This window comes from Paenibacillus glycanilyticus NBRC 16618 (genome assembly GCF_004000805.1).
Classification (GTDB): domain Bacteria; phylum Bacillota; class Bacilli; order Paenibacillales; family Paenibacillaceae; genus Pristimantibacillus; species Pristimantibacillus glycanilyticus.
The window spans coordinates 277920-302292 of record NZ_BILY01000001.1 but is presented as its reverse complement, the minus strand read 5'-3'; the positions used below and the strand labels follow the sequence as shown (position 1 = coordinate 302292).

The window sequence follows — 24373 nt, the reverse complement described above, 5'->3', positions numbered from 1 at the left end:
AAAGGTGTATGTAATTGCAAACGATATAAAGTCGCCATCCCTGAATCTGCCTGATGGGCAGCGTGTGCCGTTTGATTGGAAAGCAAAGCCTGTCCTGCCGGATGGCTTAACGATTACCGAGCTGCATTGGCATTCGCAGGAGTTGTTAGAGACGGATCATGCCAGGCTGCGAATCACGGTGGCTGTCGATGTCCGGGAAAATAAAAGAATTGAAGTGATCGCCTTGCGTACTAGAAACGTGCTTGGTACGCTGGATATCCGATATGCTCACGTATTCCAGATATTCGAACTGCCTTTAGGACTAAATGAAGCGCTGATCGCATTGAAGGAAGGAGTAGGGCTTCGCATGATAGACGGAGAAGCCCCGCTGTGGTTTTTTGCAGGTAATCCTTCCACGAGCAGCATCGAACCTGTGCATTTGCCGCATTTGATGATAGGAGATGCCAAGACGCCACTGGAGTCGTTCGAGGACAGGTTTAATTCGCTGGCCAGCATACAGCCATTCGGCTGGATGGAAGGCTGCGTACTTGACGGGCTGCTGGACGCTGGATTTAATTCTACCGCTCGCCGGCATTTGGAGCTGTTTGTGAAGAACAACGATCTGGTCTATGAGGATCCAAGAAGCAGACCTTCGGATGGCTGCTTCTACGGCATTGAATCTACGCTGCCGATCGCAATGTTGACGAAGTTAGACCCTACTCATTCTCTGGTAGACTGTGCCGTTCAATTTATGAAAGAGCATACCGACCAGGAGGGGATTATTAAGGACGGCGATACCCTATCCGCGGAAGGCAGCTATACGATTGCGTACCCGTTATCCGTTATCGCCGCGCACCGGGGGGATCGTGAATTGGCATGGCTCGCCTTCAAACAGCTTGAGTTAAGAAGAGCATTGTTATGGGAAGGCGGGGCGTTATATTTAAGAAGGCAGGATGACGGGACGCGAAGCTTCCGTAATTGGGGGCGGGCGTATGCGTGGCATCTGCTTGGGCTTATCCGCACGCTTGAACAATTGAAGGACAAGGAGCTATTGAACGGTGAGCAACTGAGATTCATTGAAGAAGAATATAGCGAAACGCTGCGAAAAGCATTTGAATTCAGAAGCGCAAAGGGGCTTTGGAGCTGCTTTGTTGATGAAGTGGAGAGCGGAGTCGATACTTCGGCTTCTGCCGGAATTGCGGCGTCATTAGCTATTGCTGACCGCATAGGCATTCGCTTATTTAATGGCAAGGCAGATGCAGCTCATACGGCAGCCTCGCTATGTCGTTATTTAACGCCGGATGGGTTGATGACCGGTACGGCACAAAGTAACAAAAACGGCGAAGAGCTTCAACGGAGCGGATATAGGGTTATTTCGCAAATGGCGATGGGGCTGTTGGGACAATTATCAGCGGCGGTTTCACATGAATAGGACGGAGAACGCGGGTTGCTTGCAGCTCGCGTTCTTCCATATGGGTGCACCGCTTTTCAAGCTATAAAAACCATGTTACTATTGTTCGTACAAACGTAATTGGAGTACGACTGCGACAGGCAGCGGAAATAGCTAGAGCGAGGTGGACCATGCAACGAATTAATCGGGATTTACCGATCCCTTTATACTATCAGATTTATCAGCTGTTGGAATCGGAGATTACAGACGGCTCCAGGCAGCCTGGCGATTATTACTCAACGGAAGCCGAGCTTCAGGAAAGATTTCAGGTCAGCCGGGCAACGATACGAAACGCGCTTACGATGTTGGAAAAGGGCGGCCATGTGACTAGAATAACGGGCAAAGGGATTCATCTTGCTTCTGAGAAGGTCAAAGTGGATCTGCTTCACTTGTTAAGCTTCAGCGAGGAGATGAGACGCCGCGGCATGAGTCCGGGTACCAGACTTCTTGGCGCAGACAGAATAACCGCGCCTCATTCGATTGCCGGCGCCTTGCAGCTGAAGGAACACGAAGATTCTCTTGTTATTAACAGGATCCGTACGGGCAATGGAATTCCTATTGTCTATTCCCAGTGCTACTTGTCGGCAACAATCGGAATGACTCCGGAGATGGACTATACAGGATCTCTCTACGAATTAATTCACGTTCAGACCGGCAGAACAGTAAATGAAGCGCTTCATGTGATTGAAGGCGCTGTGCTGGAAGGGGAGGAAGCCGAACTTCTTGAGGTCGCTTCGGGATTTCCCGCTTTAAGATTCCGCAGAACGGCGTTCGACATGGAGGGCAAGCCTCTTGTCTACGAGGAAGGCATCATTCGTGCCGATCAATATTCTTACGAAGTACGTCTTAAGAGAGGCTGAATAGCTGAATATAAAGCCAATAAGGAAAGACAGATTCTATTCTGGTTGCAGAGGAGGATCTGTCTATTTCTTTGTACGTACAAACAAAATAAGATATAGACAAATAAAAAGAAGGCTATTATAATGAACCCGTAACCGATTGTACGTACAAACGAAATAACGAAATAAAAAGGGGAGAATCATGTTTCTAGGTATTGATCTGGGAGGGACCCACATAAAAGCTGTCCTCTTGAATGAATCGGGACAGGTGGTGCATGAGAAGCAATTGGCAACTTGCGCAAGCGAAGGTACAGCTGCTGTAATGGCCAAACTGTCGGCTCTTATTGTCGATGCCGATCGAGGTTTCCCCGGTGAATTGCAGCGAATCGGCCTAGCGGTACCGGGAGTTTTGGATCAAGAACGAAAGCGGGTTGTACTGCTTCCCAATTTTCCGGATTCCTGGCATGGATTTGAATTAAGAGAGCACCTGATGCTAGTGACTGGCCAGGAAGTGGAATTAATAAACGATGCCAGGGCAGCTGCTTTTGCCGAGCTTAATCTAGGCGCTGGCCGCGGGATTTCCGATTTTCTTCTCCTCGTTCTGGGTACGGGCGTTGGCGGAGGGGTTGTTCTTAAGGGAGAACTGATCCTGGGCAGCCGCGGCGTCGCAGGCGAACTGGGACATCAAGTTATTCAACCTGATGGTTTGCTCTGCGGCTGCGGCAACCGCGGCTGTCTTGAAACGATTGCAAGCGGCCCGGCTATTGCATCGGCTGCTATTCGGGTATTGAAGCAAGGTCTGCCAACTCTTATGCGGGAGCTGGTACAGGATGATGTGAGCAAGGTGAACTCCAGCATAGTTGACGAGGCAGCAGTCAGAGGCGACCGGTTCGCCATCGATATTCTGAAGGGAGCCGCGAATGCTCTTGTACAGGCTATTCGCAATGGCATAGCTATCTTGAATCCCGGAGCCGTAATTATCGGTGGAGGCGTAGCCCGATCGGGGTTCTTATTGGATTTAGTGCGCAGAGGTTTGGAGAGCAGGGTAATTCTATTCCCTTCTACTTTAGGCGGCGTCGATGTCGTTGAGGCGGTATTCGGGACGTATGCCGGGGCTGTAGGAGCAGCTGCTTGGGCTATGTCACGAAGAACTAGCTGAATAACCGGAGGTGAGCTACTAGATGAAACAGCAAATGGCAAGAACCGTGCTTGGCGATGTGCCGGCAGACCAATTGGGAATTGTATATGCCCATGAGCATTTAATCATTCAAGGCGGCTTAGGTGTGATGAAGAATAAGGATTTGCTGCTGAATCAGGTCGATTACGCGGTGGCTGAGGTTAAGGAATGTATGCAATACGGCGCACAGTCTTTTGTCGATTATATGCCATTGGACAGTGGACGTCATCCTTCCGCGCTTGTTGATATCGCCAAGCAGACAGGTGCGCACATCATTGCGGTGACCGGTTTCCACAAACCGATGTATTATGACGATCTTCATTGGATTTATCATTATTCCGTTGACCAAATTGCCGAGCTGCTTATCCAGGAATGCGAAGTCGGGATGGACCGATACAGCTACAATGGACCGTTAGTGGAGCGGCTCGATGCTAAAGCGGGCGTACTAAAAGGAGCATCCGATTATAACGTTATCGCCCCGGTGTCCAGAAAGCTGCTCGAAGCGGTGGCAATCGCCCATATTGCCACAGGTGTGCCGATCGCTACCCATACCGAGCATGGCACTTGCGGTCTGGAACAAATCGAGCTGTTGGCGAAGTTTGGGGTCGATCCGAAAAATGTAATTATCTGCCACATGGATCGTAATCCGGATCTTTATCTGCACAAAGAGCTGGCGGCGACTGGCTGTTTCTTGGAGTACGATAATGCCTCCCGCATTAAATATCATCCTGACTCGCATAGCGTGGAGCTAATTCGGGGTTTAATTGAAGCAGGGCATGAGAAGCAGCTGATTCTGGGGACAGACTTTGCTCTTCGGTCTTATTGGAAGGCTTACGGGGGAGGGCCTGGCATGTCGCATCTGTTAGCTTCCTTCGTTCCGCGTTTACGGGCGGAGGGCCTCGGCGACGAACAGCTCAACCTCTTGCTGCGCGATAATCCGGCAAATGCTTATTCTCTAAAAAAAGCAGCGAGAGATGAGGTTGTTTAAAAATGATGAGGTTTGCCAACCAGTATGTTCTTGTTGTCGGGGGTACAGGGGGAATTGGACTTGAAGCCGTCAAACGGTTTATAGAAGAAGGCGCCTCTGTTGCCGTTATCGGTCTGGAAGCGGAAGAGCAGTTCAGTGAGGCTCAGAGAAGTTTGCTTACCCATCCGAATGTCATTTATCGGAAGGCGGATGGAACGAACACATCAGAAATGGATGCTGTCGCTATGGAACTGGAGCAGCATTTTGAACGGATTGATATTCTTGTACACGTTGCGGGAATAAGTGCCAGGCGCTTTGGAGACGGGCCGCTTGATGAATGCTCCGAGGCAGGCTGGGATCAGGCAATGAACATCAATGTCAAAAGTGTCTATCAGAGCAATCGAATAGCCCTTAAGCGAATGCTCCGCCAGGGACATGGCTCGATTGTTAATATTTCCTCGGTTCTTGGCATGGTAGGAACTAGAGCACATTTTACTACCCATGCCTATGCTGCCAGCCGTGGAGCTGTTATCTCGCTCAGCAAGTCGGCAGCGGTCTATTACGCCAAGAGCAACATTCGCATTAACGTGGTTTGTCCGGGATTACTCGATACGCCGATGTCCCAGCGGGCGATTAATGATCCCGTCATTCGCGAGGCTTTAACGGAATTTCAGCCCTTGGCGCCGCATGTGGGTTACCCCAGCGACGTTGTTGAAGCAATTCTTTTCCTGGCAAGCCAGGAATCCAAATTTATTACCGGAATTGCGCTGCCCGTCGACGGAGGCTGGAGCGCCCAATAAATATTCAAATAGGGGAGATTAAGAGAATGACGATTTATAATGAGGAAGCTTATAGCCGTCTGGACAACAACTATATGGATGGCGTGAAGAGAGTGATTGAACGCGTTGAACAGACCCAGATGGATGCCATTAACCAGGCGGCAGAGGTTTGTTTCAACAGCATCAATAGCGAAGGGCTGGTTCATTTGTTCGGAAGCGGGCATTCGCGGATGGCCGTGGAAGAGATGTATCCGCGTTACGGCAGCTTTCCCGGCTTTCATCCCATGGTTGAGCTAGCCTTAACGAATCACCACGCGGTAGTGGGAAGCAATGGACAGCGTCAAGCCATGTTCCTGGAAAATGTAGAAGGCTTCGGTCGTGTCATTGCGGATAATTTCCACTATGGTCCGCATGACAGCATGATTCTTTTCTCTCACAGCGGAGCGGGCAGTGTTGTTGTTGATCTCGCCTTGGCGATGAAGGAACGGAACATTCCCCTTATTGCCGTAACTTCTGTGGGGCATAGCCATCAAAGCCGATCCAAGCACAGCTCCGGCTCCCGATTGTTCGAACTTGCGGATATCGTCATTGATAACGGTGCCGTGCCTGGGGATGCCATGGTTAAGATCGAAGGATTGGACACGCCGGTAGGACCTGGATCTACGATCGGAAATACGATTATCGTCAATTTGATTAAATGCAAAGTGGCCGATAAGCTGACGCAGGCAGGAAAACCGCCGAAAGTCATTACGAGCTCGATTTTTGTTGGAGACGAGGAGTCCAATCGTTTGTTCAATGCTTCTTATGAAGAATACTGGCGGACGACAAGAACAATCTAGCGGAGGAGGAAACAGGCTGTGACGACGATTAAAAAAAACGTTGACGTGCTGGTACTCGGCGGCGGCGCTGCAGGCGTTTGCGCGGCCATCAGCGCTGCCCGCAGCGGACTGAAGGTATTGCTGGTAGAATCGCAGGGTTGTCTAGGCGGCTCTAGAACAGCAACCGGAGTGGATACCTTTTACGGATTTTATACCCCCAAGCAGCAGCAAAGAATTGTTGGCGGAATTCCCTGGGAACTTGCCCAGCAATTATTGAACGCTAATGCGGCATTCGAACGCAGGAATACGTATGGAGCGGGAACCGGAATTACCTATGACGTGGAGCTTTTGAAGGTCGTTTACGAGAATGCGGTGCTGACAGCGGGTGCCGAGCTCTTGTACCATACTTATGCCAGCTTGGTCCATCAGTCGGAAGGTAACATTACAAATGTCGTGCTTGCCAATAAGCAGGGGCTGACGGAAGTAACGGCCAAGATTTATGTGGATACCACCGGCGATGGAGATATAGCAGCCAGAGCAGGCGCTCCGTTTGAGAAATGCGATGCCAATGAGCTTCAATCCTTGTCTACGATTTTCTTTCTGGCTAATATAGATGTTGAAACTGCGCGAACAATCAGTCATGCCGAGCTTTCCGGTAAGATGAAGGCTGCCAACCGATCAGGCGATTACGTGCTGCCGCGGGAAGAAGGCTCCTGGCATGTCACCCCTCATTCCGGAATTATTCAAGCCAATATGGTCAGGGTAAGCGGAATCGACGCCACAGACCCGTATGCGCTTACGCTCGCAGAGGTAGAGGGACGAAAGCAAACTCAGGAGTATGTGCGCTTCCTTAAGGACTGCGTACCGGGATTTGAGAACGGGTCGCTGATTGGCACCAGCCATTATATCGGCGTCCGGGAAACAAGACGTATTACAGGGGAATACCAGCTTACGGAGGAAGATGTTATAGCGGGACGACGGTTTGACGACGGTATTGCCTGCTGCGGGGCTCCGATAGAGGATCATCGCGCCGGAGCGGATACCCGTTGGGTTTATGTGCAGGGCGACGGCTATTATCATATTCCGTTTCGCTCTCTTCTCCCGCAAGGCATCGACAATCTGATCGTTGCGGGTCGCTGCTTATCCGCAACGCATAGCGCCCAGGCCTCTGCCCGCAATTCCGCGCAATGCATGGCAATGGGACAGGCGGCCGGCACGGCGGCAGCGCTTAGTATTGCGCATGGTAAGGCCATAAGACAATTACCCATGATCTTATTATTGAATAAACTTCGTTCGCAGGATGTTATTTTATAGCGTTTGGAAAGGTTGTGTAAAGGCATGAACAAAGTGGGTCATTGGGATCTGGATAAGGATCGTTTGCCGGTCTATCACTATATGGGCGGCTATCCGTTCTTCGCCAAGGATAAAGCAGGTCAAGATGCGAAGCTCCCGGAGGATCCTTGCTTTCTGCTCGGCAACTATCGGGCCACTGTATTCGCGCATGCAAGCGGGATGTATGAGTTCATAACCGGCGAGCGCGGATGGGCCAGGCTGAATCACGCAGGGAAAAACAAAGGATGGAATCAATCCATCCTCCGTATAGCAAGCGGTATTGATCAATCGGCTGCCGAGTATTTATTAGTCGGGGAACATGCCAATCCTTCCATTAAATCGCAATCTCGCTTTGGAGTAGGATATGCCCATTATGGCTATAGCTTTGACGAGCAGGTGGCCGTATCCAAGACCATTTCCATGCAGCCCTCCATGGAGCTGCATAAGGGCAATCCGTCTATGCTTGTTCAACTGAGCTTAAGAAACAACGGTCAATCTCCTGTGAAGGTTAATTATACGGAAAAGCTGCTTGTTCGATACCTGCTGATGAATGATCAATCGGCTGCTCCCGACAAACGTCTTGTGGAGTATCGAAATCAGTTAAGCGTTCAACGCAATCAGACTATCGCGATAGCGGACATTTCTTGCGAGCCGTTAAAGCTGCTTGTATTGCCGGATGATGCAAGGGATAGCTTCACGCATGACGTTGCCCCTCCGTCCGTGTTTATGCATGCGGTTGCAGACCCTTCCCATACAAGCAGGGCAGGCTTCAAGAAAACGGATATCGGGGATGTCTTATTTGCGGAGTTTGAAGCCGAGCTTCTTGCTGGAGAGCAGAAGAACTTCCAATTCATTATCGGTTTGGCCTTTGACCATGCAGGGGACGAGATACAGAATCAAGTCGAACAAATGTTGTCCCATGCTAAGCCGATTAATGAATCAGCGGGTGCTTATGCTCATTTATGGCAACAGGCTCTTCCTGATTTGTCGAGGGAGCAGGATTTAATTCTGCGCTCCGAAATGATATGGAATGCGTATACGCTCGAAGCGATGGCAACGTACAGCCAATACTTCCAAGAAACGTATATCCCGCAAGGCTCCGTATATGCGTATCATCTTGGGCAGAATGCTTCCAATCGAGATCATCTTCAGCATAGCTTACCTCTCATTTATACGAATCCGAAGCTTGCCAAATCCTGTATCCGATATTCGATGAAGCATTCATTAAGTGACGGCGAAATCAAACGGCAGAATATTGGCTTTGGTTATAGCGATCCAGGCGTATATATGGAGAGCGATGCGCAGCTGTACATGTTTATGGCTGTGGCCGAATACTTGAACGTGACGGGGGATTACGCATTCCTTAATGAAAGCATCAGCTATTATCCCGTTGAGCATGACCGCAAAGATGCCGTATTAACGTTTCTCGTCAAGCATTTCGTATACCTAAGAGATGTGGTCGGCAGGGGCAGGCATGGACTGATTAGAATGCTAAACTCCGATTGGAGCGACAGTTTCTTTCATCCTTATTCTCCGAATATTTACTGGAACTTCGCGCAGTCCCATTTAAACACAACGATGGCGCTGGCCGTTATTCCACGGTTATTATGGGAATTAGAACTCTCGAATTCCTTTATAGAGGACAAGGCTCTGCTTCAATCCTTTATTAGCGAATGCAAGGAATACCATGATGCGTTATCCGCTGCTTTTATGACGGATATGCAGGGCAGAACCTTTTCTCCGCGCTGCTATTTATGCGAGGAGGACGAACCTGAGCTGAAGTTCGGCATGGAACATTTATGTATCGAGCCCCAGACTTTTCTGCTGCAGACCGAGAGCTTCCCTGTTGATAGGAAGAAGCAGCTGTATGCCGAGATCAAGGCAAGGGTATTGGATGAAGAGAAATACGGAGCCCGAACAAGAGAGGTTCCTTTATGGAGCAAAGGCGATGGGGAGGATGGGGGAATTTGGTTCTCTCATCAAGGTCCGTTAATCATTGGCCTGTCAAGCTTTGATAAGGAAGAAGCCATTAAACTGTTCAAGAAACTTACTTTTCACCGCTTCGCGGAACATTATCCGGATTATTGGGTAGGTCATTGGACCTTTGCGGACAGCTTGAACTCTTCGGTATCCCAAAGAGAAGGGTTATATCCTTTTTGGGTAGAGGACGCCTTCCAGCCTTATTGCGCTCATGTTCATGCATGGATGCTATTTTGTTATTATAAACTGTTTAACGAGTGAACCGCCGATAAATGAAAACAAGCCCTCCTTTTGCAATACAGCAGAAGGGGGGCTTGTTTTCATACGAAAGGAATCTAACAATTGTCCATAAATACAGATGAAATATACATGTATGCTAGGCCGTCTCTCCATTAGAATTAATCCATAAACATGGGATGAACAGCGGCTGATAATCTAAATGGGGGTATTCAGGATGAATATTACAATTAAAGCGACAGATGATCAAACCATAATAAAAACAAACTTTTGGAATCACATTCACTTCCATCCTACGGATGCCATCGAGGATATTTGGGGCAAGCGCATTCTGGAGAAGGTATCGCAGGATCAGGTTGCCAAGTATGTGCGAATGTATGCCATGCTTGAGGATATTGTTACGAGATCTCCGGGCGGAGAGCTACAGTATGATTTTTCGATGAACGATCACCGGCTTGATTATTTGCTGGGACTCGGCTTCAAGCCGCTCATCTGCTATAACTTCATGCCTCGCGCCATAGCCAAAAATCCGCTGCAGCTGTCCAAGCTGGAACGTTATAAAGGCAAGCGCATTAATTTCTCGGAGCCAGCGGATTACTTGGAATGGCAAGAAGTCGTCTACCAATATGCGAAGCATGTAACCGAACGATATGGCGTTGAAGAGGTAAAGCAATGGTATATGCACTGCTGGAACGAGCCGGATCTTCATTACTGGCTGTCGGATCAAACCTATGAGGTGCACGAGGAGAAGCTCCCCGCTTATTGCCGATTGTACGATCATTTTGCCGCGGGCGTGAAACGCGTGTCTTCCGACATTCGCATAGGAGGCCCTTCGGCTTGTTATAATCGCAGCTTTGTTGATGCCTTCCTTCGTCATACGCGCGAGGGCAGGAATGACGCGACCGGGGAAGTTGGCACGCCTATCGATTTCTTCTCCGTTCATGTTTATTCGATTAACCCGGCTGAGTTCAGCAAAGGCCTGCGGCCAAGCGTAAAAGGAATCGTCGAGAATATATTCCAGGAATACTCCGATATAGCGAAACGGCATGGTTACGGCGATTTGGAAATCATTGCGGACGAATGGGGTGCCGCCAGCAACGGCTTCAGCAATGTCGATCAATTCCCCGATCTGATCTTCAGGGAAACCGAGTATTTCCCGGCCTTCTACGTTCGAATGGTGGATACGTTGATTCGGGAGATGCCCAAACGGCAAATTCCGCTTAGCAAGATGATGATCTGTCTGTCGGGGCAGCATGATCTGGATCGGGATTTCGAGGGGTACCGGAGCTTCTTCACGCTTAATGACTATAAAAAGCCTATCTACAATGGTTACGTTCTTATGGCCAAGCTGGGGGATCGTTTGCTGACACACCAATCGGACCAAATAGAAGCGGGTGTGGGAGTGATTCCGACCAAGGACGATAATGGCTGCTATAAAATCGCCCTTTATCATTCGGATGACGACTTCTCCAAAAAGCTGGGCAACAAGCGGGTCTCGCTCCGTCTGGAAGGCATCGAGGGACGTTACCGGATACGCCACTATCGGCTCGATCATACGCATAGCAATGCCTATACGATGTACAAGGAGCTGGGCAGCCCGTCTCAGCCAACGCAGCAGCAGCGGGAAGCCATTCAGCAGGCAGGGGAATTGAAGCTGTATTATCCGGAGTACACGGCCGATTTACAGGGAAGTTATGAAGAGCATATCGTGCTCACGGGACACGCGGTATCCTTTTTGGAATTAGAGCCGTTGCGTTAAGGAGGATCGTTAAATTGAAATATACTTGGGTGGATAAAGATACATGCATTGCTTGCGGTGCATGCGGTGCAACCGCACCGGACATTTTCGATTACGATGAAGAAGGTTTAGCTGAGGTTATTTACCATGGAGACGGCAATTGTGGAAAAGTAGCAATCGAGGACGAGACGCTTTGCGAGGATTTAATAGATGCACAGGATGGCTGTCCGACAGATTCTATAAAAATTCAAAATGAACCTTTTCATATCGTGTAGTTTAATAATCTCTTCTAATTAAAGCAGATCGAAATCCGTTGCCGGGTGAACATGACGAGATTATCCTCTTCGACCTGTGGGAAGGGGAAGAGCGTACGGTTGCCGCAATATGCGGCTGGTAGAGCCAGATTGGCTCTAATGTTTCATCTTAGGGACAGCTTATGCGGCTGTCCCTAAGATTGTTTCTATTATTTATTTCTTGGCAAGCCGCATAATAATTGCTTCATTGTTGTCAATGGATAATGGAATTCCGTTAACTGATTCATTTGCCTTAACTTCACCGTACCAAACAGAATTTATTTCCCAGCCCTCATGAAGCTGAAGTGTTCCGTCCTGTTTCTCCGGAGAGTAGTTAATCAAGACGAGAATTCTGGAATCTTGCTCGGCGGGATGCTCGGTAATGCCAATATTCGGATTCTCAATCGTAGCTACTCTATGAGAAACAATGGATGACTTTAATATGTTATATATTTTCCAGTAAGGATGCTCCTGAGGCCGGTAGCTCGTTTCTTGCTGCTGAGCCATTGCAAGTTCTATTGGAAGCGACAGGAAATAAATACTGCCTTTCCCGTAGACTGCCTTAGAAAACACTATATTACCATCAGATTCCGTTGCCAGAACTTCACCATGCACAGCCTGGAGCACAAGCCGGAATGCTGCGGGAATCGATAGGTTAACCGATTCATCAGCATCATGAAGCGTGACTTCAGCAGGACGTCCCCTGCGCATCCGATTGAGCACTTTAAGACCCGTTAATTCGGTGAAATTAAGCATATTTGCTCCGTCCATGGAGACATAAAGGGACGATCCTTCGTGAACTTTCTCGAGAAGCTGTTCCCATCGGCGCTTTGGAATGCCCGATACTCCCGTCAAGCTTGGAAGCAGATAGAGAGGGGCATCTTTTAGAGGCTGATCTTCGAATTGATATTCAATATCGAGCCCTGCCTGCTTGGCAAGAATGAAAGAGCCAAGCGCCGTACCCCAGTGATCCTGTTCGGTATTAATGATACACACAGCGTCGATGATTCTAGTCGGCAATGAGGCAATCGGTAGTTCCGAGATCTGCTGTTTGATTCGGGCCATCTCGAGCAATGCCGGCTTAACGCGGCCATCCTCAGTCAATAATCCAAGCTCGCTTTCGCAAGCTACCCAATCATAGGGAGCGTGTTCGAGTTTGGTCTGGTCATTGGCACACCACCATAATAATCCGGGCAATCCATGACTCCATTGCGTCAGCATGCTCGTGCGTGCGAAAGCTGCAGCTACCTCTTCGCTGCATACCATTGGCCCCATCGTGCCCATCTCTTCCGCGAAGCAAGGCTTTCCGCCAATTCCACTGTAAAACAGGCTTTCTGCCGTAGCGTGTACGATAGGACGTATCGTGTTAATCGGGTCGAAGTCGGCATATGGTGTCCAATAAGGATAGGGGTGCGTCGTTAAAATATCGGTTAACTCCCCTTGGTCCTGCATCGTCCAATTCCCTGAGGGAATGAGGCTGTGCATGCCTGAGATAAGCGGCCTGCTAGAGTCGGCGGACTTAATAGCATTGGCAATGGATGATGTCCATAACCAAGCCTCCTCGCGGTTGTTTACTTCTCCCATGACATTGCACTCGTTGCCTAAATCCCAGGCAATAATGGTATCTAATTCTCGCGTATACCTGATGAAATAAGTGACGAATCGACTCTGCCAACGAATGGCATCAGGATCTGTAAGAATAGATCTGCCCTCCAAGGCTGGCGGTACAAATAAACGACCGCTCATCCAGCCAGTGATTAAGCCAACGATAAGCTTGATCTTGTAACGCTCGGCTAATTCAACCAGTTGAACAAACCGTTCCATCATGAGCTCTGACATTCCCGCGCGCCCGGCTTCGGTATCCGGTACATGCTGTTCGCCAAACCGAATGCCTTTGTCCATGCCTTGTGATCCATACAAACGATGAATCGGCTGGAAATCCGGCCATAGCGGGAATACTCGCAATACTTCTACTCCAGAATCGGCAAGAAGACGAAAGTCTCGTTCAACGACCTCGGGTCTCCAGTCGGACCACATTCTGGTGCCGGCATGTGATGCCCAATAGTTGACTCCGAGAAAGAAGGGACTTTGTAATTGCAATAACGAATTAGTGGACATGAAGATAATTCTCCTTTATAACGCTAGTTTCCTCTTCAAAATCATATCGAAAATGACTGCAGCTACGCTATAATAGGGATGATCAAAAATATAACGATTCTATCATGGAGTTGATAGCATGGTGACGCCGGTGTTTGAACAGAATAAAAATCAGAACGGTGGATTTGAGCACCCATTTTATACGGGGAAGCTTGAGACAGAAACGGATGGTTATCACTCCGGCTATCATTGGCACTATCACCTCGAGATAATTTATTTTACAAAAGGCGAAGCTATTCTTGAGGTGGGAAATGGAAGAAAGGAAGTATCGGCAGGAGATTTGATTCTAATCTATCCCTGTGAGGTGCATGCTGTTATCGTAGAAAAAGGCATGGCGTCTGAACATTATGTGCTGGGGTTTGACCCTGAGGTATTGGAGCCGCTGTCAAGCTTGGCGTTCGAACTGCGCTATGTTCGGCCAATTCTGGCTTCGCTGGAAGCGCATCCTAGAGCATTGCGGTTAAATAAAGAAGACCAAAGACGGATGAATAGCTGGATCATGGACATTTATGAAGAATATAGGTATCAAAATATCGGTTTCGAGCTCGGGGTCACGTCCATTCTCTATCAAATCACGCTGTATTTGCTTAGAAATCCGGCAGTGGATTGGTTTCGTTCAAGCGGGGAATATAGACGAGTACCGCCGGTTCATATCCAGAAGTTTGAACAGATTATCCAATACATTCATGAGCATCTGCATGAAGATTTGTCAGCATCCATAGTCAGTCAGAAAGCAATGCTGAGCTATAGTCATTTTGCAAGACTGTTCAAGGCCATGATGCATCTATCTTTTACAGATTACTTGCATAATCTGCGAATACAAAGAGCGGAGCAGCAACTGGTGGACTCGGAACGGAGTATTTCCGAAATTGCTATGTCGATTGGCTACAATGATACGAGCTATTTTATCAAAATGTTCAAGCGGCTTAAGGGGATATCGCCGAATCAGTATCGTAAGACATATTTGCAATAAATCATTCTATACCTTACAAATGCAGATGGATAAATATAGCCATTAATTTATAATAGCCGGCTAAGGGAACAAATGCCCTTACCGGCTATTGATCTTTTACTAGAGAATTTAATAGTTGCTCCCGATAAACTCCCGGAATTCTTCGTTCTTCCATATTTCCCTTGCTAGACAACTTGCTTCACCATGAGAAAATAATACGTATAAACCGCTGTTTTCATCATCATATTATTTTTCTGCTTGGTACGGGAGGCGTCGACAATAGCGTGAAGCTCTTATTTCATCTAAATCGGTATGTCTTCGATCCTTGGCAATGCCAAGTTCATCTCCAAGCTGATGAGTTTTAACGCATTGACCTCGCATCATACTACGCATTCAACATCCGGATGCTCGGGCAAGCATCTTGAGAAATTTTACAAGTTAAATCGGCTAACAGAAGGGCATAAAGAATAGTTCCGAAGATAAATCAACTTTACAGGAAATAACGAGAAGTACGAATAAGGGCATTCCCGTTATGATTGGTTCAGAAACAACAACCACATTAACGGAGGGGATTTACAAATGACAAATGCATTACTTTTACCGCAGGAAGTTGAGTTTTATAATAAAAACGGTTACTTGCTTCACAACAAGCAAGTATTCAGCGAAGACAAAATGAAGGAGCTCAGCGGCATCTTCGAAGAGCAATGGGAGCTAGTTGGCAGGAAGCTCAATAGCGAGCTGGACACTCCGCACTTCCGTGACGAGCGTCTGCTCAAGTTCCTGCTCAGCGACGAGGTGCTCGATTTGGTAGAACCGATTATCGGGCCTAATATCGGTTTATGGTCGAGCCATTTCATCTGCAAGGAACCGTTGATCGGCAAACAAACGCCTTGGCATGAGGATTCCGCGTATTGGAATGGCCGTCTGAGCAGCTTCGATAAGATTGTGACAGTTTGGCTTGCGATTGACCGCAGTTGGGAAGAGAACGGCTGCATGCGCGTCATTCCCGGTACTCATGCCGGCGGCTTCTCCGAGTATGAAGAAGTCGACGGTAAAGATAATATTTTCAATTCGGAGATTAAAAATATGGATGCTTCCAAGGCAGTATACTTCGAACTCGAACCGGGCGAATGCTCGCTCCATGATTCGCGCATCATTCACGGCGCTGCGCCTAATAAAAGCCCTTATCGTCGTTGCGGCTATACAATGCGGTATTTCTCAACGGAAGCGAAAGTAATTGAGGAGAAAAATCCCGGTCATAAGGTTTGGCTGGCAAGGGGCAAGGATCTGGCGGGAAGCGCATTCGTCAACGTATAATACAAATAAATAAGTAGATATAGCGAAAGGGGAAGAACGGATGAATAACGGGTCGCCGGAGAGGCTGCTTGAGAGTAATTATTTGGAAGTCTCTTCCTCGTTTCGTATGTTTAAGCAAACGCTTACCGACAAAATAGAAACGCATTGGCACGATTTTTTTGAAATGGGCTGCATCGTCTCCGGCACGGGGCGCCATATCGTGAACGGCCAGACCTACCGTCTTCAACCGGGGATGGTATTCCTGCTGACAACGGCTGATTTCCATGAACTGATTCCGGATGAAGGACAGACAATTGAGCTATTCGATTTCATATTTAACGACTCTTTATTACGCCCGGTCATCTATGAAGCTATCTTCGGACATGCAGGTCTATTCATCCATACTTTCGATAACGAGCATGCGCAGAAGATGGAGTCGGAATTCTCCCTGTTATGGAACGAGTCGCAGCATTGGCAATTCGGCAGCGAAATTATCGTGCAGGGCAGCTTTGAACGCATCATTGTTGATCTTGTGAGACAGATGGATCTGATTAAACGAAGCGAACAGAACAATAGCAAAGAGGTTATGCATCCTTCCATTCGGAAGGCGCTGCTTTATATTCAGCATCACTTCCGCGAACCCGTCTCGCTTGCAAACGCGGCGGGTTACGCGGGGTTATCCGCCAATTATTTGAGCGAATGCTTCCGTAAACAAGTCGGCATTTCTTTTCAAGAATACTTAAACGAGAGAAGATTGCAATTTGCGTCGGCGCTTGTCCGAAGCAGTGATCTGCCCATTACGGAAGTATGCTTCGCAGCGGGATTTAATTCGATTCCCCATTTCGATCGGACATTCAAGCGGAAATTCGGATGTTCGCCAAGAGAATACAGGAAGCAGGGAAGTTAAGCAGGAGGGACATTTGATGAAATTACACGTATATAAAGCGTTATGGGGAATGGAAGGGACTTACGAGGAGCAACTGGGGAAAGCGTCTGCAGCAGGTTACTACGGCATTGAAGCGCCATTACCGCCGGAGAACGACGAGCATTCGTTCAAACAACTGCTGAAGCGATACGACCTTTCTTATATTGCGCAGATTGTCACGCACGGCGACCATTCGTCTTCGTTCGCTGAGCTAGTTAAACGAGCTGCCACGTTTCAGCCGGTTCATATCGTTGCGCATTCTGCAAAAGATAGCATGAGCGAAGATGATCAGGACCGCTTCTATGAGCAGGCGCTGCGGGTGGAGCAAGAGTGGGAAATACCTATTGGTCATGAAACCCATCGAGGCAGGGCTATGTTCACGCCATGGACGACGGCGAGGCTGCTCCGAAAGTTCCCGGAGCTGCGCATCACGGCCGACTTTAGTCACTGGGTGAACGTATGCGAATCCCATCTGGAAGATCAAGAGGAAGACATTGCCCTGGCTGTCAGTAAAACGATTCATATCCATGGCCGAGTCGGGTATCCGGAAGGGCCGCAGATTCCTCACCCCGCGTCCCCATACTTCCAAAAGGAGCTCAAATTGTTCATGGGCTGGTGGCAGGACATTTTCCGGCACCAGAAGGACAATGGCAGGGCGAATGCGACCTTCACGGCTGAATTCGGCCCTCCAGGCTATATGCACACCGATCCATTCACGAACAAGCCGATAGCTGACTTGTGGGAAGTAAACGAATGGATGGCGGATATGGTGAAAGAGAATTTCAATCGTCTTGAATGGAAGGGGAAGCTAGAGGGGTAACAGGCGTCTCTCCCGCTTAGATGTAGTTTGCCGGCGAGACGCCCGTTATTTTCTTGAAAACTTTGTAGAAGTTCGAATAATCCTCGAAGCCGGTCATCGTGCACACCTCGCCGGGAGGGAAACGCAGCTTCAGCAGCTCAATTGCTTTGGCAATCCGCTTATGCGAGATGTATTGTTTGAAGCTGAAGCCGGTCATGCTCTTGAACAAATGCGAGAAATGATAACGGTTCATATGGAATTGTTCCTCGATGTGCTGAAGCGTGAGAGGCTGGTACAAATGCTGATTAATGTAGCTGAGAATCTGCTCGATCCTTGCGTTGTAATTACCGTTTAGAGCGGTGGGGAGCACCTGGGAGGCTATGATATCGTTAATCTGGATCAGCATTCGTATGAACGCCGTCTCGATCAACAAGTCGCTGGCCGGATGGCCGCTGCGTTGATACTCTTCAATCTCACTGAAGGAACGCGCCAATTGCGCTTGCTCTATAAGCTTGCTCGGCAGCCAATTAAAGCTTCCGGGCTTTTTGCGTTCGAAATATTGTAATAGCGAGTACCCTTCATGACTGTAATGGCTGCAAAATTCCGGGGTGAAAAAAAGGATGATCCGCTCATACTCCGAATCCGAGGCGAAATATGGCCTGTGCATCTCTCGGTTGTTCAGGATAATCATATCGCCGGGATTAAGCGAATAGCTGTGCTCTTCGACCTGATAGACGACATTGCCCGATACTAAATAGTAGATTTCGTAGCACTCCAGCATATAGTTGTGATGCTGATCATCCTGAGGATTCCGCGTCAGCGTGCGCTGATAAGTGAAATTACCGTTATGCAGACTGATGGTTGTGATCGTTTCGTTCATCGTTTTGCTCCTCTCTCCCGTAATAATCATAATCGGCAATCTAGGATCGCAACATTTGCAATGTTTTACGCAAACTATACCATATCGGCAGAGAGGCGCTCAACGTAAACTCAAATTATATCAATTCGTATGATGATATTTTAATGATATGGAGGAGATGGCATGCAAGAGCTGCTGCAGGAAAACTACCCATTTATCGAGGAAACGTGGAAAAGGATTACAAACAAGGTAGCTGTGACTTCCGCCCGGATTAAGGATGGCATGCCGTATACGACGCATGACGGCGTTTATGACGACTGGCAGGATGAAGCATCCTGGTGGACGAACACGTTTTGGACGGGCATGCTGTGGCATATGTATGAGGCAACGAAGGATGAGTCTTACAAGCTGTACGCGCAAAGCATTGAGGAGAAAATGGATGCGGTTCTGCACGGGTACGACGAACTTCATCACGACGTCGGTTTCATGTGGCTGCTGTCGAGTGTGATGAACTATGAAGCGACCGGCGAGCAGAAGGCAAAGCAGCGGGCTATGCTGGCCGCTAACGTGTTGTCCGGCCGAATGAATATCGCCGGTGGATATATACGGGCCTGGAACGGGGAAGGCAATGAGGGCTGGGCGATCATCGACTGCATGATGAATATTCCGCTGCTCTTCTGGGCGAGTGAGCAGAGCAAGGACGAACGATTTAAGCAGATTGGTATTCTGCACGCAGATAAGACGCTCCGGCATTTTATTCGGGAAGACGGATCTGTTAATCACATCGTCGCCTTCGACACTCATAGCGGTGAGGTGCTGGACATTCCAGGGGGGCAAGGCTATGTGAGCGGCTCCTCCTGGACGAGAGGCCAGAGCTGGGCGATCTACGGCTTCGCGCAAGCTTACAATTGGACCGGCAAGTCCGAATATTTGAACGCGGCGAAACGGATCTCGCATTATTTCATCGCTAATTTGGCACTTACCGGATATGTACCGCCTTGCGATTTCCGGCAGCCGGCTGACGCAACGCTTCTTGATAGCAGCGCCGGAGCAATCGCAGCCTGCGGTCTGATCGAGATCGCGAAGGCCGTTCCGGAGGCAGAGCAGAGTTTGTATCTGCAAGCAGCGCTCGCGATATTGAAAGCGCTGGCAGAGCAGTGTGCCGTCTGGGATCTATCCGATGAATGTCTGCTGACAAATGGCACCTCTGCCTTCCATCGCGGTAATCATCGTTCCGACGTAGAAAATGGCGCGTTAATCTACGGAGACTATTATTTTGTCGAGGCCTTTGCTAAGCTGCGGGCGATAACAGGAGCGCAGTTATGATAACGTACACCTTCAAAGAAATTCGAGATGCAATAACAGCCGTGCGGGAATTGCCCCGAACTTTGCTAGGAAAGGAGATTAATCAGCGTCTGCTCCGGAAACTGGCGAAGTCCGCGCATCTAGAGCCGCTTTTTGCGGAGGCGAGAGCCGAGTCGGATCGCGCAAAGCGCGAGCCATTCCCGGAGCTAAAATTTTCCGATTTCCGCCTTTTTGAAGCACAAGGCACCCGGGTGGAATACGAGACACCTTATTTCGAACGCCGCAATCGGTTCATCTCTTTGCTGCTCGTGGTGCTTCTGGAACAGGAGCCGTCCGATTTGCAGGCATTAGAAGATTTGATCTGGGAAATCTGCGCGGAATATACCTGGTGCTTACCCGCTCATCTGTCAATGTCTCCCGATCGAATTCCTCCACGGCAGCGTGTCGATTTGTTTGCAGCAGAGACGGCTCATGCGCTGGCTGAAGCCTTGTACCTGCTGGGAGACTTGCTTGACCCGCAGGTCGCTGCCCGCGTGAGGGCAGAAGTGGAGGAGCGAATTTTTCAGCCGCTATTCGAATCCTCATCCGCCTTCGGGTGGGAATCCTCGACGAGCAACTGGTCGGCGGTTTGTTCGGGTGCGGCGGGAATGGCGGCGATTATGCTCGTGCAGGATAAGGAGCGTCTGGCAGGGATGACGGCAAGCGTCATTCGCACGATGAATGTCTTCCTTAGCGGATTCGAGGATGATGGATGCTGTACGGAGGGAATTGGCTATTGGGCGTATGGCTTTGGATTTTTCTTCTATTATGCAGATATGCTCCATGAACTGACTTCTGGTTCCATTAACCTGCTAAGTGGGGAGAAGATCCGTACCATCGCGGCTTTCCCTGCAGCGGTGCAGCTTTCCTCAACGGACTATACGAACTTTTCCGATGCATGGCCGGACAGTCAGCCTCATACGGGACTGATGTGCCGTCTGCATCACCGGCTAGACCAGCCGCTGCCAGAGATGAACAGAGTTCCTCGTCTATACCGTATCAATCGGTGGGCGCATGCTTCTCGCAATCTGTTTTGGAGTGAAGCGGAGCTGTTAAACGGATCGATGGCGCTGGGTAATTTCTTCTTCCCGTCTGCAGGCTGGGCGGTCTCCAAAGCGAAGAATGCCAGCGCGCAATTCAGCATGGCATGCAAGGGTGGTCACAACGACGAGCCTCATAATCATAATGACCTTGGGCATTTCATCCTCAATGTCAATGGGGAGTCGCTGCTGACCGATCTTGGAGCAGGTGTCTATACGAAGGATTATTTTGGCGAAAAACGTTATGAGCATCTCCATAATGGATCGGAAGGCCACTCCGTTCCTCTCGTTAACGGCTGCCAGCAGGCGGCGGGCCGGATCTATGCAGCCGAACTTGTCGGACAAGAAGAGAAGGGTGGAAGTCTTGAGGCGGAAGTAAACCTGACGCAGGCATATCCGCAAGATAGTGGTTTGACAAATCTTGTTCGATCATTCTCCTGGAAACTAGTGCCGAAATTGCCGCAGGCCGTATTGACCATCTTCGATGTGTATTCATTCCGTGAGGCGAACAACCGCATCGAGGAGCTGTTCATGAGCTTTCACCGGCCCGCACTTGAGCACGGCCGCATCATCTGGCAGGGAGAGCGGAGCAAGGCGGTACTGGACTTCGACCAGGAGATGCTGCAAGCGGAGATTGAGGAAATCGCAAGCCAGCATCATAATGCCGAGCCCGTTCTTATTTACCGCGTCCGCCTGAAGGCTCAGGCGCTGGGAGCCGAGGTGAGTATTCCTCTGCGCTTCACGGTAACGGCGGAGCTTTAACTAGGATGGCCCCGCTTCTTTGGCGGGGCTGTTTGTGTTATGAGTAATACCCAATCAGAGATTGAGATTAAAGATGGGTTGCACCAATTTGTATATCATTATTTTTATTTAGACATTCCTTTTATAAATTTCCTGTAGGCTAGAGGACTGAGACGCGTCTTCTTTTTGAAAGATTCAATAAAGTAACTCTGGCTGCTGAATCCAACTGTTTCAGAGATTTCTGAGATGGATATATCTGAGGACTCCAGAAGTTCAACTGCTTTTGAAACCCGATATTCCATGAGATAATCCGAGATTGTCATGTGCATCATTTTCTTAAAGTAGCGGCAGCATTCTCCACGGCTAACATTGGAATGTGTCGCCATATCACTTAACGAGAACTTCGAAGAATAATAAGTATGCAAATATTCGATCATCTTCAAGATTCGCGCATTATGTTGCTTACGCTCCCCTGCTTCTTCCTTGGACAAAAGATTGTTCCACAAAATGATCCAAACATCTTGTACGATCCGCTGCACGTTTAATTGGAACGCAGGGCTATCGTCAGCTTCTTGGTCATAAACCCGTTTCATCTGCTCAAATATGGGACGTGTCCATTTATCCTGAATATTAAACTTATAAAAGGCTTCTTTCTTATTTAATGCTGGAAAATAAAAGGCATGTTCAAAAAAACTGCCCTTAAATCCGGTTAACAAGGCGGGTTCAAAAATGAAAGTAAAATATCTTGCAGCTTTCGCACCTTTGCTTGGTTTTAAGGTGTGTAGACGTTCCGGCAAGATTAGAAAACCATCGCCAACTTCCATCGTTTCTTCGCGTTCCAGGACGGTCACATTAATACTTCCTTCTAAAACAATAGCAATCTCTACAGCAGTTTGTTTATGCCAGTTCACGAATCCGCCTACATAGTCGCTTAAATCATCCCGGGAAAGTACAAAAGGAAATATGGGATTCAACTTAAAAGTGCTGTTCAGATCCTTATCAACACGGACAATACGATTTTTCAGTGATCTCACCACATTAGGTTAATATAATGATATTTTCAGTCAATAATTATATATAAAACGTTAACTGACATCAATAAAATAGAATTTAATCAAATGTTGAGGTTTTGCAAAAGAGGTCTGAGAAAATTAGAAAAAGAAAGGAATTATTAAATGACACAGCGTGAGAATATAAAGAATGGTTTGTTGTTCACCGATATGGGAGAAGGTCTGCCCGAAGAACGACTTAGGGGAAAAGAGCTCGTTTTCGATTTTAACCAAACGAGACCGTCCGAGGTAGACAAAAGAGAAGAACTTGCTAAACAGCTTTTCGGAACCTGGGGCAACAATTGCTGGATCGAACCTCCGATTCACTTTGCCTATGGCTCCAATACGTTTATCGGCAATGATGTCTACGCGAATTTCAATCTTACAATCGTGGACGATACAACGGTCAAAATCGGGAATGGCGTCTTATTTGCTCCTAATGTTACGATTTCAACTACAGGACATCCTATTGACGCTGAATTGCGCGCAACAGGCCAAATGTATGCATTCCCAGTTGTCATTGAGGACAATGTATGGATTGGGAGCGGCGCAGTCATTAATCCCGGCGTTACGATAGGCAGGAACAGCGTAATAGGTGCGGGAAGTATTGTCACGAAGGACATTCCACCGAATGTGGTTGCCGTGGGCATTCCTTGTAAAGTGCTGCGGGAAATTACGGAGGAAGATAAAGTTTACTACTATAAGAACCGGAAGGTGCAGCCCTAATTCCACTTAGAAGGAGCCATTCTTAATGTATCCACATCATAAAACAGCCATTGAAAGGATTACAAACAAGCTTAAGGAAAAGGAAGAGATTTTGGCTGTCATTGTCGGGGGCTCCGTAGCGCATGGTTTTGCAAAAGAAGATTCGGACATCGACTTGATGCTTGTTGTATCGGATGAAAGTTATCTTTCTTTATTAGAAAGCGGAGATATTCATTACCATGAAACGGAGTCAACGCCTTATGTTGGCGGATATGTGGATGGGAAGTACACCTCGGTTTCGTATATTAAAAAGGTTGCTGAATCCGGCAGCGAGCCCGCTAGATTTGCCTTCAAGGACGCAATAGTTAGTTATAGCGAAATAAACGGCCTGCAAGAAATGGTGCAAGCGGCGTCATGTTATCCCGCTGAGCGGAAATATGAGACCATGGAAAAATTTCACGCCCAATTTGAAGGTTGGCGTTGGATGTTTTACGAAGGTTTAAAGAAGAACGAACGTTACGTCATCGAAATCGCGACGACTAATTTCGTTTTATTCGCAGGGCGGCTTATTTTGGCATACAATGAAGTTCTCTATCCCTATCATAAATGGTTCATGAAAGTGCTGGAAGGGGTTGCTTGCAAACCGAATAACCTTGTTTTAATGATGAATAATGTATTGCAGCATAAATCAAAGGAAAACGTTGAAGCACTGTATGAAAGCGTGACGCAATTCCATGAGTGGCCGAAGTCGGAAAAAGGAAGGCACATTCGATTCATGCTTGATAGTGAATTGAATTGGATGACAGGCCATGTACCGGTCATTGATTTATAACACAAATGTGCTGCTTGATTTTGCCAAGTAAAAAAGCCCACTCGTGGCTCTGTGAACACTGTTATAAAGGCAAGCAAGCAAAAGA

At 48.3% G+C, this 24373-nt stretch carries 21 protein-coding genes; 18 read left to right on the top strand and 3 right to left on the bottom strand.

Translation table 11 applies throughout. The annotated features are described in order from the left end of the window. The first annotated feature begins 4 nt into the window (after window positions 1–4). The 10 genes from PGL01S_RS01150 to PGL01S_RS01105 all read left to right on the top strand — a co-directional run bounded on the left by PGL01S_RS01150 (window position 5) and on the right by PGL01S_RS01105 (window position 11571). Entirely contained in the window at window positions 5–1411 is a 1407-nt protein-coding gene (locus PGL01S_RS01150) for a glycoside hydrolase family 88 protein (protein WP_127490731.1), read from the top strand. 149 nt (window positions 1412–1560) lie between these two features. Then, on the top strand, window positions 1561–2289 hold the full coding sequence (locus tag PGL01S_RS01145; RefSeq protein WP_127490730.1) for a GntR family transcriptional regulator: 729 nt from the start codon (window positions 1561–1563) through the stop codon (window positions 2287–2289). Between the two features lie 181 nt (window positions 2290–2470). Beyond that, a complete protein-coding gene (locus tag PGL01S_RS01140; RefSeq protein WP_127490729.1) occupies window positions 2471–3427 on the top strand; it encodes an ROK family protein in 957 nt (318 codons plus the stop codon). Between the two features lie 22 nt (window positions 3428–3449). Continuing rightward, window positions 3450–4433, top strand: a complete 984-nt coding sequence (locus tag PGL01S_RS01135) for a phosphotriesterase family protein (protein ID WP_127490728.1) — start codon at window positions 3450–3452, stop codon at window positions 4431–4433. A gap of 2 nt (window positions 4434–4435) precedes the next feature. Next, the gene (locus PGL01S_RS01130) at window positions 4436–5212 is read left to right on the top strand and encodes an SDR family NAD(P)-dependent oxidoreductase (RefSeq protein WP_127490727.1); all 777 of its coding nucleotides are present in this window, start codon (window positions 4436–4438) and stop codon (window positions 5210–5212) included. 26 nt (window positions 5213–5238) lie between these two features. Next, window positions 5239–6030, top strand: coding sequence for a sugar isomerase domain-containing protein (locus PGL01S_RS01125; protein ID WP_127490726.1), 792 nt, complete (start codon window positions 5239–5241; stop codon window positions 6028–6030). A gap of 18 nt (window positions 6031–6048) precedes the next feature. Further along, window positions 6049–7323 (top strand): FAD-dependent oxidoreductase, encoded by a 1275-nt coding sequence (locus tag PGL01S_RS01120; RefSeq protein WP_127490725.1) that lies wholly within the window; start codon window positions 6049–6051, stop codon window positions 7321–7323. A gap of 24 nt (window positions 7324–7347) precedes the next feature. Continuing rightward, on the top strand, window positions 7348–9582 hold the full coding sequence (locus PGL01S_RS01115; protein ID WP_127490724.1) for a GH36-type glycosyl hydrolase domain-containing protein: 2235 nt from the start codon (window positions 7348–7350) through the stop codon (window positions 9580–9582). A gap of 193 nt (window positions 9583–9775) precedes the next feature. Next, a complete protein-coding gene (locus PGL01S_RS01110) occupies window positions 9776–11317 on the top strand; it encodes a GH39 family glycosyl hydrolase (RefSeq protein WP_164775339.1) in 1542 nt (513 codons plus the stop codon). A gap of 14 nt (window positions 11318–11331) precedes the next feature. Then, the gene (locus PGL01S_RS01105) at window positions 11332–11571 is read left to right on the top strand and encodes a ferredoxin (protein ID WP_127490722.1); all 240 of its coding nucleotides are present in this window, start codon (window positions 11332–11334) and stop codon (window positions 11569–11571) included. A 192-nt stretch (window positions 11572–11763) separates the two neighbouring features. Here PGL01S_RS01105 and PGL01S_RS01100 read toward each other — a convergent pair whose 3' ends face one another. Further along, complete coding sequence (locus PGL01S_RS01100) at window positions 11764–13707, bottom strand: glycoside hydrolase 5 family protein (protein WP_127490721.1); 1944 nt, start codon at window positions 13705–13707, stop codon at window positions 11764–11766. Window positions 13708–13825: 118 nt separating this feature from the next. On the opposite strand from PGL01S_RS01100, the gene PGL01S_RS01095 reads away from it, so the two are divergent. The 4 genes from PGL01S_RS01095 to PGL01S_RS01080 all read left to right on the top strand — a co-directional run bounded on the left by PGL01S_RS01095 (window position 13826) and on the right by PGL01S_RS01080 (window position 17739). After that, a complete protein-coding gene (locus PGL01S_RS01095) occupies window positions 13826–14719 on the top strand; it encodes an AraC family transcriptional regulator (RefSeq protein WP_127490720.1) in 894 nt (297 codons plus the stop codon). 558 nt (window positions 14720–15277) lie between these two features. Continuing rightward, window positions 15278–16015, top strand: a complete 738-nt coding sequence (locus PGL01S_RS01090) for a phytanoyl-CoA dioxygenase family protein (RefSeq protein WP_127490719.1) — start codon at window positions 15278–15280, stop codon at window positions 16013–16015. Between the two features lie 40 nt (window positions 16016–16055). Continuing rightward, window positions 16056–16901, top strand: coding sequence for a helix-turn-helix transcriptional regulator (locus PGL01S_RS01085; RefSeq protein ID WP_127490718.1), 846 nt, complete (start codon window positions 16056–16058; stop codon window positions 16899–16901). A gap of 16 nt (window positions 16902–16917) precedes the next feature. Beyond that, window positions 16918–17739: a sugar phosphate isomerase/epimerase family protein gene (locus PGL01S_RS01080; RefSeq protein ID WP_127490717.1), complete on the top strand. Its 822-nt coding sequence runs from the start codon at window positions 16918–16920 to the stop codon at window positions 17737–17739. Between the two features lie 16 nt (window positions 17740–17755). On the opposite strand, the gene PGL01S_RS01075 is transcribed toward PGL01S_RS01080, so the two are convergent. After that, a complete protein-coding gene (locus tag PGL01S_RS01075) occupies window positions 17756–18598 on the bottom strand; it encodes an AraC family transcriptional regulator (RefSeq protein ID WP_164775338.1) in 843 nt (280 codons plus the stop codon). A 162-nt stretch (window positions 18599–18760) separates the two neighbouring features. Between PGL01S_RS01075 and PGL01S_RS01070 the strand changes: the two genes are divergently transcribed. Together PGL01S_RS01070 and PGL01S_RS01065 are read left to right on the top strand one after the other, a co-directional pair. Continuing rightward, on the top strand, window positions 18761–19903 hold the full coding sequence (locus PGL01S_RS01070) for a glycoside hydrolase family 88 protein (protein WP_127490715.1): 1143 nt from the start codon (window positions 18761–18763) through the stop codon (window positions 19901–19903). Continuing rightward, window positions 19900–21723, top strand: a complete 1824-nt coding sequence (locus PGL01S_RS01065) for a heparinase II/III domain-containing protein (protein ID WP_127490714.1) — start codon at window positions 19900–19902, stop codon at window positions 21721–21723. The genes PGL01S_RS01070 and PGL01S_RS01065 overlap by 4 nt, the downstream gene beginning before the upstream one ends. Before the next feature lie 104 nt (window positions 21724–21827). Here the strand turns inward: PGL01S_RS01065 and PGL01S_RS01060 are convergent, their stop codons facing one another. Then, window positions 21828–22613, bottom strand: a complete 786-nt coding sequence (locus tag PGL01S_RS01060) for an AraC family transcriptional regulator (protein WP_164775337.1) — start codon at window positions 22611–22613, stop codon at window positions 21828–21830. Window positions 22614–22877: 264 nt separating this feature from the next. Between PGL01S_RS01060 and PGL01S_RS01055 the strand changes: the two genes are divergently transcribed. Further along, window positions 22878–23477, top strand: coding sequence for a maltose acetyltransferase domain-containing protein (locus tag PGL01S_RS01055; RefSeq protein ID WP_127490712.1), 600 nt, complete (start codon window positions 22878–22880; stop codon window positions 23475–23477). A 25-nt stretch (window positions 23478–23502) separates the two neighbouring features. After that, entirely contained in the window at window positions 23503–24288 is a 786-nt protein-coding gene (locus PGL01S_RS01050; protein ID WP_127490711.1) for a nucleotidyltransferase domain-containing protein, read from the top strand. Window positions 24289–24373 lie beyond the last annotated feature (85 nt).